Raw genomic sequence first — 15,371 nt, forward strand, 5'->3', positions numbered from 1 at the left:
AAGAAAATTCTGAATTACTTAACCAGTAACAGAAGAATTCATTCTCTCCACTACCCGATTAAGTAATTCTGAATTACATGCCGATACCAGGCTACCACCAAACATCACCTTTTCCCGGCTACCATTCAGTGTACAAAAATCACCACCCGCTTCTTTAATACAAGGCAAAATTGCAGCGCTATCCCACGGTTTCATTATTGTATCAATAGCACAATGTAACCTTCCGGCAGCAACCATAGCATGTTGATAACAATCATTGACAAAAATAAAATCACGGGAAATGTATTTACCGCTTCAAGGGCAATCTCTAACATCTGTTTATAACTCCTCAAGGTTTAATTAATCTCATCCCGACGAAGCAATTCTATTGTTAAAGCTATCATAATGTCCCGTTAAAAAAACATAAGCATATTAAATTAACCATTTGAAGTTAAATAAAAAATGACTCACATTGGTGAGCCATTTCGATTAATCAAGTTCAGCTAAGAAAACCCATCAAGCCAGTTTGGATTTCCCGGTTTTGGTATCCGACCAGGCCATCATGATGGAAGATTGAGTTTGTCTATCCAATGAATCAATAAAACCACTATCGCCAATTGCTGGCGCAAAACCGCTCATTGCCTGAACCAATGAATCTAGTGCATTGGCAGAGAGTGCGGTATATTCACGCTCGCCACGAGCATCTTTACTGCCCATTTGCGTGATAATGTCCGCACGATTGCCATTGAAATAGTCAGTAAACGTCACCGAGCCGATTGCTTCAAACTGTCCTTGCTCAGAAGTATCCTCAATATTGCGGTTAGTCAACATAACCAGATCGTAGCCACTACGCTGGAACCACAAATCTTGCCAGTTAAGGTTGTTGAAAACGATCTTGTCACCGTGTTTGATATCTTGAACCACATTATCAATCACATCTCCACTGACTACATAGCTGTTAACCCCTGCGCCACCTTTGAAACTGTTCTGATATCCGCCCAACACCAACAGATCGTCACCATCGCCGCCGTCAAATTGACTGAATTTGGCAATCACATCCGCGATCAGGTGATCATCACCCGCCCCGCCATTGATCAGAGCATGATAACCCATCAGCTTGATAGTATCGTTACCCACTCCAGCATCAATCTGGTTATAGTTACCGAAAACTGTAGAAAAATCATGATCATTACCCAAATCAACCTGATTGTTGTTACCGATAGTAATCACGTAATCCTGCTCTTCCCCGCTCTCAATGCGATTGAAGTTACCGGAGGCGACGATATAGTCACGTCCTCTGCCCGTCTCGATCACACCACCTTCACCAAAGGCAAAGACCTGATCATCTCCATCTCCCATGTAGGCATAGTTGATGCGCCCCGCAACTACGGCAACATCATTACCCTTGCCACCAAACATGATGTTTTCACGCCCCATCAAAACCCCCATATCATTACCTTCACCACCCGTGAAGATATTGGAGGTTCCTAAAGCGTAATAGACATCATCACCGCGACCACCCCAGAAGTTATTGTTATCTCCCAGATAAGCGCCCAGATCTTTTCCGTCTCCACCCCAGTTAAAATTGTAGTTACCAAGAGAGACATGGATGTCGCCATCACCTTGCAGATGACCACTGTTGCGCAGGAAATCGAAAGTTTTTTCCTGCATATGCAGCAGATCATCAGTCAGGTTCTGTTTCAGATTGGAAACTAACTCTTTCATTTCTTGCTGTTTATCCTGGCTGAACAGAGTTTCAAATAGGTTTGGCAGGTTCAGGAAGTTAAACCCGAATGGGCGCTCTGAATGTGCATCTTCTGCTGTCGGTACAGCACCAACATTTTCAGTTGGCTCCGTCTGCTCAGTTGGCGCTTTTTCTTTGATTCCGTGATTTTCAAGGAAAGAATTTAATCCATCTGTTCCTGCCGACAGGTTTGTCTTCAAACCATTACGTAGTGTTTCCGGATCAATAAATGCCTCCAACTGGCTGCCACTAAATTCACCGATAACTTCCAGCATTTCCCGCAGAATAGCGACACCATCGACCGGTTGATTTGAGCGGGAAACAATAGCGCCATCCGATGTGTAGTCCACGTTAAAGATATCGGCTAATGTCGTATCTGCATTCACGCTGGCAAGGTTTCTCAACAACTTGTTTTTAAGCTGACGAGGCAGATCCGCCGGACTAAAAGTAAAGGTGGTTTTTGCCATTCCTGTTGAGGTGTATTGCTGAGTCATCAAACCAAACAGTGAACCAAGGTTGATATCCAGAATCGACTGGATATTGTCACCAAACATAAAGTTCCAGTTACCGGTTGTTACTTGAATATCAGCACCTTGTCCACCAACAGCGAAATTAAAAGATAATTTCTCATTTGCCTGCCGGAGCTTATCTGCCCGACTGAGATTACCGAGTTCTGGTTTATTACCCGCGCCACTCAACCATTGGTTGTATTTTTTATTCAGTGTGTTTTCGATATCACTCTTTAGGCCACGGCCACTACGTTTATATTGGGAATCAATCTTAGTCAGCGACATATAATCCACGTTACTGGTCATATCAAGCCCCGACATATCCTGTAGATATTTCTTCACACTTTCTACCGTCCACTGTGCTTCCTGCTCAGACAACCAGTCAGGGGCAGAGAATGATCCGGCAATATTTTGCAGGACCCCTGATATGCGGGAAACGCTATCAAATGGATTAAGCATCGGCGGTGTCGGGATGGATTTATCCATCATGATCAACAGATCATTACTGCGGCCTTGATTGAAACTGATGTTCCGGTTTCCGATAAACAGTTGCGCACCTTCAAATGCCTGATAACCTGCAATATCGACGCTGTGCTTGCTGTCACCATTCCCCAGATGAACCATGACATTATTGTCACCAAAGGCCAGCGATTTGAAACCGCCCGTACCGACTTTAATACCAACGTTGGTGGTTCCCCAGTTAATGGTTGTAAATTCGCCGTCTCCTGCCTGTACCTGTATATTACCGGAATAACTCACCTGGTTATTGGACGTCATTTCGGCAGGGTAATCCTCATACTGATATTGTTTCGGTGCATGGAATATTTCGGTATTGTCTGTAATAATCCCGCGTGCCCGGTTTTTTCTGCTATCGGTACGCAGACTGCCTACACGCGCAAGCGAAACATCGTTTTCAGAGACATTATTGCGTATACGTTCTGAATGACCTTCCAATTCTCCATTCTCATTCCAGTTCAACACGATTTTATTGTCGAAGATCTTATTTTCCAGCGTATTATGTTCTGATTTCGTATACTTACGCCCTGATTTACCGATCGCAACTTCAGTGCGACGGGCAGATACCGTGGTACGGATCCCATTTTCATCAAGAGCTGAAATCAAGCGATAAGCAAAGCCATCCCGCTTATCATCACTGAGCAGTGAGCACCCTACCAGACTGATATGGTCAAGATCCCCACCATATTGGAAGCTATTTTTAAACTGTTTTAAGCGCATTGCCAGCTCAGATGCAGTGTAATCACTTAGCGTTGTGTGATTAAATCCATCAATATCATCACCGCCGTGCCCAACAACCTGCCAGCGTATTTTACCGTTCAATAAGCTTGGATCACCGTATACCACCTTATACTGACCATTGGTATCAAGCTGGACAAGGACACTCTCGTTTGGGTGCTTACCGGTCAGATAAGAGACAGAGTCAGCCACAATAGGATCATCTTCAAGCTGAATAATGACCTGACCATCAAAACGCATTTTTTTGCGTTCTAATCTCGGAAAGACATCAATAACTTCCCACGTATTGACATCCTGGTTATCCAACGGACGAAGTCTCTCCAGCGTATTTCTCATTGGTGAGCCATCAAAAATTTCCATTGTCAGAATATCTTTCATGGTTGTTCTGTCGCCAATTACCGGACGATAAGATGCCAGTATTTGACCATCCAGTACAATCACACGCTCGAAAATTCTTTCCCGCTGACCATTTTTGGACATTTTATAGCTTTCTGCCATGTTCAGGTCTGAACGACTAAAGAAACGTGTAACGTATTTACTGAATTTTTCCACAGATGAAAACTCCACAATCCCGACATTAGGATCATAGAACCCATACATCCGGTTCTCTCCACTGCCTTTTGACCATGCCGCCATTGCATGACCCAATGTATCCAGCTCCAGCAGAATCGGTTGACCATCCACGTTGGTGGCAGTGATTTTTTCAATCATACCTTTTACCGTTAGTGCTTTCTCACCGTTCAGTTTCTCTTTCCATACCTTGAAAGTGCCATCTAACATCGGATCTCTGGCATAGAGTGCAGACAATGTACCCAATAACTTACTGGCGTTGGCTTGTTCAACTTCGGAATATAACTCTGGATTGCTGAGTACCGAAGCGGCGGAGTAAAGTTTATTCAACAAGTCATGACCAACATTTTCCTGACCGTCATTTTCAAGCTGTTTTGCCAGCAGAACCAATTTCGATAACGGTACACAGCGTCCGCCAAACCCATCATTGGATAAATTCAGCAATAGCAATTGTGGCGCTAAATGTTCACTTGCCTTAGGATCTACTGCGCCAGTGGAAGTAATATCACGAAACAGTCGGCTATATTTCTCCGTTTGTGGCCGAAGAGTAATTTTCAATGCCCGGTTTTCAATTTCCCATGCCAATGCCCCTTTTTGTTCCGCCGTCCAGTTCCCTTTGACCAACAGATCCACCAGTTGTTTGATGTCCATATCCGAATGGAAGCCATCCACAATACGCTCAGCATGGTTATGTTTGTAACCCGACAGGAAAGCCTTTGTCGCACGCAAATCGCGCTCTATACCCACTTCATCAATAATCTGAGGTTTCAGTGCCTGCATATAGCGTCTTAAATCACTCTTGATACCTTTAAGAGCCGTATTCTCTTGTGCTTGCTGATTGGTGCCAGACAGGTAAGAAACAATTTTATCGGCATACTGATTCATCAATTGATAACTGGATTCATGACCATGATAAGTTCGTTCCCCGGAAATGTTATAACCGGCTGTCATTAATTTGGTACGGAGTTTTTCACCTTCATTACCTAAACCTTCATTGTCGGTCAGCAACATAATTGGCGTCTGCTTTGAGATCCCCCGTAGATTCTGTTCTACCGAGAATTTACCATTAACTGCTTTTGCCAATACACCGGTAAGACCGGATGGATTCGGTATTTCATGAGCAGTGATCGCCTTGGTCATGCTTGGCATCGGCCTGTCTAACAGTAAGCCGGAAACAGCCATGCCTTGTCTGTCAACGTAACGAGCAAGATCTGCCGCAATTGGCGCTCCCATTGAATAACCGTGGATAATGATGTTTTCCGGCTTAATACCACGATCATTAATCAGATAACGGAACATGGTACGGACATCCTGATACATCCCTGATTCCCCCGGATAGCCATCGCTGGTGCCGTAACCCCGCATATTGACCGAGAGCATATCAATACCCTGTTGTTGATAATGCGGCTGGATTTTACTCGCTTGCTCTTCAGCAGATGCACCGGAGCCATGAATAAACAGCACGACTTTATTTGTCATGCTTGTATGTGACGAGCTTTGTGACTGATTGTCTTGTGCCCGATAGTAATAACCGTCTAAGCGCCCGACTTCACCCTGTAGGGTAATTTTTTGTGCAACACCCTGGTTTACTGCCAAATTGAGCTTGTTTTGTACCTCCTGACTGATCCGGCGACGTTCTTCTTTTACACCATACAGTTCATTATTCATGAGGCGAGTTAATGGATTACGCGGTTCTCTCTCACGTGGTAATGATCCATCGTTTGAGATAGCAACTCTCTCCAGTTCATATTCATTGGTTTCATTATTCAAAATTGCTTCAAATGGCTCTCCATTGAGACGGAGATGTTTTTGTTTAACCCGTTCAATATGAACTGCTTGCTGCAATGACCGACCGAAGTCAAACAGAGCATTTGGCGTCCAGACACCAAAAGTTGGTCGCCAGGCCTTGCCGAGTACTTTCTCCGCGCCTCCCGCCCTGAGAATACGAGCAACGACACTGGAACAATTTTTGGACAGTAACTGATAACGGGCATTCGGATCGCTGCTGATTTTATTCCATTCAGCCTGCATTGCTGCCACATCAAGCCCTTCCAGATTGATGCGGTATACCCGAGCAGGTTCAGTTTTACTGTTTTTGAAATCGGTAATTTCTGCCAGCTCTCTTTCAGCAAATTGATGCATGACGTCGGCAATTGCACTTTCCATACGTTTAGATGTCTGCCTTTGCGCTGCCATACGTAAGGTTTCGGCAAAATTCCGGCCGATTTCGTGCATATCTATGCCGGGATCAGCCCATTGTGCAAGAAATGGCCGGTAAATATATTCCGGTATTTCAGCGGATTTAAGCAGTTCAGGATTAGCAAGGGCCACCATCGCAAAACCTTCACTGACATCTTTGAATTTCGCATCCACCCCTTTGGCTATTCTCAGTTTTTCAATAAATTCTCTCAGTTCAGCAGAACCATCAACCAACCCGAAATCATCGTCCTCTTCAGCCTCAACATCGAATGTTAACGTTGGAGCCTGAAAAGCGGGTTGACTCAGGTCATACCAACGAAGCCGCAGATCCGGTTGATCTTGTGTTGAGATATCAAACATCTCGCGTATATCGACAGTTTTACTCCCTGCCGGCCACCAACTGACATAATTTATTTCATTCAAATGCTTGGCATCATGTGCATCGACCAGAACACGTCCCTGACCAATTTGCAATGCTACATGACCAAGAGTGCTGTTCTCACTTGGCCGCCAAACATACAATGTTGCACTGACAGGGGATAAGTGCTGTTCAATCGCCAGATGGACTTTTTTCAAGCCGGCTATATCAATGCCCCGGCCATCTTTCGCCAGATCATGGGCCGAAAGTTTGGAAAAAACTGCATTTGTGACATCTTGACCATACTCTTTGGTCACGGCTGCCATAACCTGTTGCAACCCGGCATCGGCGGTATTTCTGGAGATGTGCAAACTGAACTGACCACGAGTCACAAAATCGCCCTGTGCATCCAGATAGAGATGTTTGCTATCCTTGAGATTAGCGTTATCCAGCTTGTTGTACAATTCACTGAAACCACCTTGACCTGAGCTTCTCAATGTCGGCTCTGCCAGTACCAATGATTCCGTCAGGCGTATGTTAATTTGGGAAAGCAGCAGTTTCATCGCTGGTGCCCGCCCAGATTCAGAGTGCCCAAGCAGATAACCTTCCACCTGTTGGTGTAAATCAGTTAATTTTTCAATAGCATCCAGTGAGTAATCCGGCTTTTCCAGCAGGACTTGTTCATAAGCACGCAGCGCCTCAATCACCTTGCGGTAACTTTCCCCCAGTGGCTTACCTTTAACATAAGCCTTTTTCTGTAACTCATCACCTGACATCAATTTGATATCCAGCAAATAACGCCAGACACCATCCGCTCTTTCCGCGAGAATACGGGTACGACCCCCTTCAAGGGAAATAATATGATTTTCCACCAGCCGCAACTCAGCAGGGAGTTGTTCATAGTTTTGGTAATTAGCAAAGATGAAATGTTCGATTGTTTTTATCTGTGCCGGATCTTTCGGATTATCAACTTTTATGGTTTTAAACAGAGCAGATTGGGTTTCAGCCCAGGGAAGAACTTCAAAGCTGTTATGTAAGCCTTCGCGTATCAAAATATTACGTTCAGTCCGTAAACGATAGAATGGGATCGCTTGATTTAACATGCTATCGATAGCACTCAACTTGATATCCAGATCTATCAATGAATTGGCGTGGTAACCATCAGGATCTTGTTCAAGATAGCTTTTCTGCTCAGCCGGGCTCAGTGAATCAAAACGTATTTTTACTCTGACGCCGGCATCAGTCAGTCTGTGACCAATGGATTCTAATGGCTTGTCCCGGTAGTGATATACTGGTTTATCCAGCAAGCGAATTTCATTGACCAGACCTTCACGTTGCAATTGACGCAATACCGGCAACTCAACGTTCCAGAAAAAATTCCCTAAACGCAGACCTCCCGGTGCAATAACATAAACATCATCACGCGCACCGGTTGCATAAACGGAACTCCAGAATCCGATATTACTTCGCACCGCTTCGCCGATGGCTGAATGTAGTTTTTCCTGCTTAATATCATCGGGATCAAAGGAAATGTTGTTCCAATCCATCAATTTCTTATTGAGTTCAAGGGCAAGTACATTCCCTTTCACATCAACATCATAAACCACTTTTTTGCCATCTTTCTGCGCAGCATCCAGTACATGGCGGTAGGCACTGAACTCCCGGCCTGACCAGAATGAAACAATACTTTTCTCACCATGAGTGGGTTCAAAGCTATAACCAAAACGTTCCAATTTAGCCATAAATTGAACGCGCTTATCCCAGTCAAAATCAATGGTGGAATCGACAAACAACTTCGCCAGCGGTGCAATTTGGTCTTTAGGGATAGTGTGTCGGATGACACTAAAAAAATTCTCAATAAAGTGAGTCAGCTCATACCTGATGTTGTCATTTATCTCAATATCAACACGTTCACCACCCGGTACAGGAATGTAGTTATCTTGTGAAAGCTCTCCGCTCCGGTCATTATTTTTGCTCAACCAACGGTAGATATCCGCGACTTTCGCAGCCCTTGCAGCAATAAAAGGATATGTCGCTCCATTTTGCAGGGAACTCTGACTGCTTTGTGGTTGTGGAACTTGAGAAGTGCTGCCTGAACGGAGATCTGTCCTTCCCAACGCTTTCAGCTCACTCAAGTCCAGACCGGAAACAGGTTGTTCTTTTCGGTTTTCCGATCCTGATACATTTGTTATCGATTCAAGTGCGCCAACCGACGAAGCATGACTATTATTTGATTGATCTGACGACTGCGATGTGTGTAATGACCGTGGTACATGAATGGTGTTCGCATGTCCGGCACGAAGACCTGCATTGATCTGTAGACGTTCGACAGCTTGTTTAGCATCTGTAAGTGCAGACAAATCCTTATCTGACTCTTGCAACTTCTGGCTGAAAGTACCAAATCCCTGCATTAAGGAACCAGAGCCAATATGGCTGGCTGTATTACCGGCACCTTCTGCTTCATAGGCTTTACCTGACCGGCCACTGCCAACATTGGTAAAATTCGGTTTATGCGCATTGTCCTTCGCTGTGGTTTCTACCTCAGTCTCAATCTCCTGAAGAGTCTGATAACTATTCTGTGCGGCTTTTTCAGCCTGTTTCTGTTGTGTCAGTGCCTCTTCTTTCCGGTATTCTGCCTTAGCCTGAGCATCCGCAACATCTTTTTGGGCATTCAGTTGATCCTGTTTAGATTTAGCAACATTGACTTCCGATTTATCCAGCGCGGTTTCTATCTGATCCTGTTGTTTTGAAATAGTGGAAAGTGCATTATCCAGTTGCTGGCCTGCCGTTTCTTTTACCTTATCCAATTGTGTCTGGAAGTTGTCCAACAATCCGCCAGCAAAATCCTGACGCCACTGTGCCCCTGATCCTCCCTGATGGCTTGCGTATGTTTGGTTATTCAGGCTGTCAAGTGCTATGGTTTTTGCCAGCAATTCATCCGTTACAGCCTGCTCTTCCTCCTTGATAGCACTAAGTTGTGACAGTCCGTTAGTGTTCAGGGCAGAAAGATCCGTCGCCGCCAACTGAGATTGTGTCTCTGCAATTGCCGCCCGTTGTTTCTCTTTTTCCTGCATCAGACGTTGGCGGTCTGCTTCTGCGTTTGCCTTATCATGCAGCACATCACCAGCCACCGACATTTGCGACGCGTGTTTCACTTGTGTACTGTCAGAACGATTTGAGGTTGCAACGACATTGTCCAGAATATAACCGCTACCGTCACTGTTACCGATGCCTTTGAACGCCAGCCGGTTACTGCCTGCCCGTGCAACCAGCATCAGTTGCTTGTGTTGCCAGGTGATTTCATCATTGGACGATGAGAAAACCACCTGCTCATTCCAGAGGACTTCCAGGCCATTATCAATGCTACTGGCTACACGCCGGGCAAAATCAAAATCAAGGGTGATGATTTCACCTGCTTCAAGCTGCCGGAGCTGCTGATAAATAGTGGTATTCCTATTCGCATCCAGCTCAGTGACATATTTACCGTGTCCATCGTTACTCAAGCCATAGGCGTCGGCGGAATATTGAGCTTCCATGCCCTCGGTAGATGCCCAACCTGACTCCCTCGCTTCAAAGTCACCATTGACAATCAGATTTGGCTTTCGTGTTTTTAGTGGCTGTTCATCGGTATTCATGATGTTTTGCAGTTTGCTGACATCCGGTGTATCGAGCTGATTCACCGCAGCGTGCAAATCCGAGGCTAAATCTGATCTGACTTCCGCCATTTCAGTCAGTTTGAAACCGTTCAGCGCATTGACTTCCGGCAGATTAATGGCACCACGTCCCCGGTAACTGCCGGATGAGTTTGCCTCATCACCATACACCAGAAAATTAATGCCCTGGCTGCCCGCCACCCCCAATAACGTCTGTTTTATGTTACCGAACAGGGTTGCCAACTTATGGCTTTCGGTGTGACTGGAAGCCAGCGCAAGATTGTAGAAATCACCATTACCGATTTGAACGGCAACGTTATTGCGGGCATAAGAGGCGTGGATATTCATCCCGTCGCCCACGTGGATATTGGCATTGCCTGTCCCTTTCATCACCGAGACAGCCAGGCCGTCCCCCACTTTGGTGTTGATATTGAATTGCCCCCACGCCACACTGACAGAAACACCGTCACCGATTTTGGTATTCACATTCAAATCACCGTGGGTGGCCACGACACTTAAACCATTACCCACGCTGGTCGTGACATTACTTTTACCTTTCGCGGCGATGACCTGCATCCCATCGCCGACTTTGGTGACGATATTGCTTTGACTCCACAAGGCGCTGAAGCTGTCGCCCTGCCCCACCTGTGTCACGATATTGGCATCACCTTTCGCCAGCGTAACCTGGCGCCCCTGGCCAACTTTCGTAATAACATTCGCTTTACCCCAGGCACCGGTATAATCATCCCCCTTACCTACATGGGTGAGGATATTGGCTGTCCCCTGCACGATACTGACCGTCTGCCCCTCCCCGATTTTGGTAACGATATTGGCTTTCCCTTTAGCAAAGCTATAGTGATTGCCTCTCCCCACATGGGTCATGCTATTAGCATCCCCCCACGCGGCATTGACAACCAGCCCCTCTCCCACTTTGGTCAGGATATTCAGATGACCTTTAGCAAATCCCACCGTACTGCCGTCACCCACATGGGTCATGATATTGCCAAATTGAGAAACCAGCAGGCCGGCTGTCGTCCCCGCGCCCACTTTCGTCAAAATATTGCCTTTGCCTAATAATAAACCGGCTGTCATAGCCTGCCCGACATGGGTTATTACGTTGGCCTTGGCTGCCGCCACCACACCGAGAAAATCATGCCCGACTTTCGTCACCACATTGGCTTCACCCAGGGCCAATACCCCCGTCATGCCCTGACCGGCATGAGTCATGATATTGGCCTGACCAAACATCGCCGCCAGCGTTGTGCCATCTCCGACTTTTGTCATGATATTGGCCTTACCGACAAACAGACCAATACTGGTGCCGTTACCCACATGGGTATAAATATTGAGCTGGCCTATCATCAGCGCCGCCGTCAGATCATGACCGACTTTGGTCAAAATATTCGCCTCACCCAACATCGCAGCAAAGGTATTACCATCACCAATGTGGGTCATGCTATTACCCGTTCCTATCATGGCGGCGAGGGTTTCACCGTTCCCCACTTTCGTTGCTATATTGCCTTTGGCCACCATCAGCGCGACACTCAGGCCATCCCCCACATGGGTAAAGACATTACCCAATGCCACCATCAGTGCCAGAGCCTGGCCGTTCCCCACTTTGGTAAAGATATTGCCCCCGCCGGCCATCATGACGTATGCATCCCCCTGGCCGACATGGGTAAAGATATTGCCGACGGCCAGCATGGCAGCAATAGTTTCACCATCCCCTACTTTAGTAAAGACGTTGCCTGCTGCCCCCATCGCCCCCAGTGTTCTGCCGTTACCGACATGGGTCAGCACATTGCCGACACCGAACATCATGCCAGTAGTCTCTCCATCCCCCACTTTGGTCAGGATATTGGCCCCGCCCATCATCACACCGGTGGTTTCTCCCTGCCCGATATGGGTCAATACGTTGGCCCCACCGCCCATGACGGCAAAAACCTGACCCTCCCCCTTTCGGGTCAGAATATTAGCCCCACCCAGAGCGACAACTTTAGTCTGGCTGTCATGAGGTGTCTGTAATGAAACGGCAGGAGACGTGCTGATATGGGTGATAACATTAGCAAAACCGCCCCCATTGAAACGCAGTTGCCCCTTTCTGCCTTTCTTGAAAATAACATTGGCAGCCCCAGCGCCATCAAATTCAGTGTCACCGATTTCTGAATTATGCAGAATAACATTAGCCAACCCTGCGCCCTTAAAGTAAACATTGCCACGGGCCACATTGGATTTAATAACATTACCGCCGCCTGCCCCTTCAAACCGGACATCACCGTGACTGTCATCCTGTTTTTGGGATAACAATTCCTGTTCACTGAATTCATGTATATTGGCAATCCGCTCAGAAGTCACGCGGACAGTATTCACACTGTAATGGACATGGCTGAGTGTGTAACTGCCTTTACCGAGAACTCTGTAGCCAGAACGAATATCAACAAATTGATTTGCTATATCTGCTGTTTGATCACCGGCCTTATACCAAGGCGTGGCAATGTATTTCAGCTCACCGGTTTTAGGATCGTTAGTGAGTTGCACGACCACAACTTTGGTGTATCCTTCCAAGACTTTGGCGTACAGATAGGTATTTTTCATCCGGTTGGATTTCACCGGCTTGACAGCAACGGTTGAACCATCCGTTGAAACCGCATAACCACCCATTTGGGCATCCGACAAAGTAATGTTTTCCGCTGCGATCTGAACACCACCGGCATACGTTACCCATTCATTTTCCGGTAGCTCACTTTCCAGCGCATGTACCGTAAATGACTGGTGTTGTTCAACCATCAGATTTGACAAGGTATAAGCACCATCAATATCGACCGCTTTATAACCACCGTTGTCAGAAACATCTTGAGATGCCAGATCTTTGAGATGATTTCCCTTTTTATACCAAGACGTAGTGTAATATTTCAGCCTGCCGGTTTTAGGATCATTATGAAGATGAATTTTATTAACTTTTGTATATTCCTCATCAGCAAATGCAAACAGATAGGTATTTATATCTCGCGTGGATTTAACGCCAATGACTTTCTGTGATTCCTCAATCCAGCTTCCTCCCATCGTGGCGGTGGTCAGTACAATTTCTTCTGCTTTTGCGTAAGCAATGCCTTCACCGCTCAAACAATCAGCCTGTCCCTTACGGGTAATTTGGTTATAAGCTCCCCCTCCGATAAAATGAATATTGCCGAAAGTGACATCTGAGTAGAGATGGTTATAACCGCCCCCCCCTGCAAATTTAATATCCCCGCTGTTTCCCCGACGATATAAATTGTTATAGGCTGCTATCCCTGAATAGTGCACATTACCAGAATGCCCATCATGTTGAATAACTACCCCGCCAGCCCCCCCAGAGAAAGTAATTGTTCCTTCCCCTTCTTTATTGATTTCCGCATATCCCGCCGCACCTTTGACGTTCAGATTGCCAGTAGTATCACTAACTTTCAGATAGGCAGAGCCGCCAACGACGGTATCATTACCTGAACCGGTATAAACCGAAGCACCAATAGAGCCTAATGTAATATGATCATTACCGCCATAAGCATGTATTTGGCCACCAAATCCGATGGCAACAATATTATTATCACCATCATCTGCGGAATAATTTCCTGTAAAAAAGTATTCAACACTTCTCCAAAATGGTTTTCCCATAAATAAATCCCGGAATAAATGCAAAAATTGAAGATAAAAAAACCCAGTTACAAAACGCAACTGAGCATCAGTATTTAAATGGATTTTAAAAATGAATGTTTCAAGAATAAATTGAAATCGATGATATTTAATCTGATCAATTTATTAGATTGATACATAAAAAGTAAGTTAGCCAGCAGACAGAAATCATTCATTGGAAAGTACCCCATTTTTACTTTTAAAATCAATATAGTTAAATTACAAAGTCTGTTTAACCACCATACTTAGTCCCAATACTCCCACTCAAATGACATAAAAACATCTGATAATATTTTTAATTATGTTACTTATAAAAAATATATAACTCATATCTAATCAATCATCAGATAATAATGACGGTGTTATTTTTAAATTGATGGTAAAAGAATGATGGTTCACTGATGTGAGCCATTTTCGTTAATCATATTTAGTTAATAAAACCGTCAAATCAGTTTGGTATTCCCAATTGTGGGTATGTATTAAACGGTTAAATTACTCATTAAAGGTAGTTTTCACGCTCAATAAACGTCCCTATCACTTTATCGTGCATTTTTTCCGATATCTCACAGATAAGCTGAATATCACTTCTTTCAAGCGGCAAGGTCATTACGTTCTGAGGATTGAGTTTTTTTAACGTTTTCATCACGGCGGCTGTAGCAACTTTCAGTACACGTGCGGTATCACGAATACCGCCGTAATTCATTGCCATATCGACAAACCATACTATATTGATTATGTAATAATTTTTTGAATGAAGTTAATTTGAATTATGCTAATTTAAATTTTCTTACTATTATTAATAAGTAAAAAAATGGGTACTGTTATAGAGATGAAAAATTAGGTAAAGGTCTCAGCTAATATAAAAACTTCTGAGGTATTTATATATGTCATCATGTACAAGTAAAATTACTGGTTTTTTTCTTTTCATCTATAGAAAAAAATGAGTATACGTTTAGTGATCCCATGATTACTTATCAGGGTTCACCCGCTGGAGAATTTGTCAAGAATGCCAGAATTAACAAAGTAATCTGGACAACGGGGCATCCTTTAGGTAATGAATCTGGCTTAAGTTTCAAATGGAATGATAAACCGGCCAAGACAAATGAAAAAGGAAAATTAACAAATGAGAAAGGGCAATTAATGCCCAATATTTTAACCAATAAAAAGTCACTTAACGAAATTAAAGTTTACATACAACTATATGACTTTTCAGCTTTTTGAGCATCTATATCAATCACACCTCCTAACGCTTGTGGATAGGAGGGTGGCTTTAATTTATATTCATATGTCATATTTATTATGTAAATGCATCCCATTTATATGAATTTTTTTATAATTTTCAGCATTTACCCTTTTAAAATTATTGAAAGTATTTATTAGCCATCTATACTCATTAAAAATAAGTGACGTCTTGGTTTATAATTAAAAAGAATAAT

General features: G+C 44.5%; 3 protein-coding genes and 1 pseudogene. 1 reads left to right on the plus strand and 3 read right to left on the minus strand.

Going from position 1 to position 15,371, the window contains the following annotated elements:
• Positions 1-18 precede the first annotated feature (18 nt).
• From ABLA85_RS06425 to ABLA85_RS06435, 3 genes and pseudogenes are all read right to left on the minus strand, one after another.
• The gene (locus tag ABLA85_RS06425; RefSeq protein WP_367962376.1) at positions 19-237 is read right to left on the minus strand and encodes an inositol monophosphatase family protein; all 219 of its coding nucleotides are present in this window, start codon (positions 235-237) and stop codon (positions 19-21) included.
• A gap of 258 nt (positions 238-495) precedes the next feature.
• Positions 496-13,917 carry an MARTX multifunctional-autoprocessing repeats-in-toxin holotoxin RtxA gene (gene rtxA, locus ABLA85_RS06430; RefSeq protein WP_367962379.1) on the minus strand — a complete coding sequence of 4,474 codons (13,422 nt, stop codon included), beginning with the start codon at positions 13,915-13,917 and terminating at the stop codon, positions 496-498.
• Positions 13,918-14,488: 571 nt separating this feature from the next.
• Positions 14,489-14,650 (minus strand): annotated as a pseudogene (locus tag ABLA85_RS06435) (IS1-like element transposase); the annotation flags it as partial.
• A gap of 248 nt (positions 14,651-14,898) precedes the next feature.
• On the opposite strand from ABLA85_RS06435, the gene ABLA85_RS06440 reads away from it, so the two are divergent.
• Positions 14,899-15,156, plus strand: coding sequence for a hypothetical protein (locus ABLA85_RS06440; protein ID WP_367962382.1), 258 nt, complete (start codon positions 14,899-14,901; stop codon positions 15,154-15,156).
• Positions 15,157-15,371 lie beyond the last annotated feature (215 nt).

Source organism: Xenorhabdus sp. SGI246 (assembly GCF_040838225.1).
In the GTDB taxonomy this organism is placed as follows: domain Bacteria; phylum Pseudomonadota; class Gammaproteobacteria; order Enterobacterales; family Enterobacteriaceae; genus Xenorhabdus; species Xenorhabdus indica.

What these genes read in the sequence shown, in the direction of transcription:
- ABLA85_RS06425 (WP_367962376.1), bottom strand. Translation starts at nt 237, where the DNA reads ATGGTTGCTGCCGGAAGGTTACATTGTGCTATTGATACAATAATGAAA.
- rtxA (WP_367962379.1), bottom strand. Translation starts at nt 13,917, where the DNA reads ATGGGAAAACCATTTTGGAGAAGTGTTGAATACTTTTTTACAGGAAAT.
- ABLA85_RS06440 (WP_367962382.1), top strand. Translation starts at nt 14,899, where the DNA reads ATGATTACTTATCAGGGTTCACCCGCTGGAGAATTTGTCAAGAATGCC.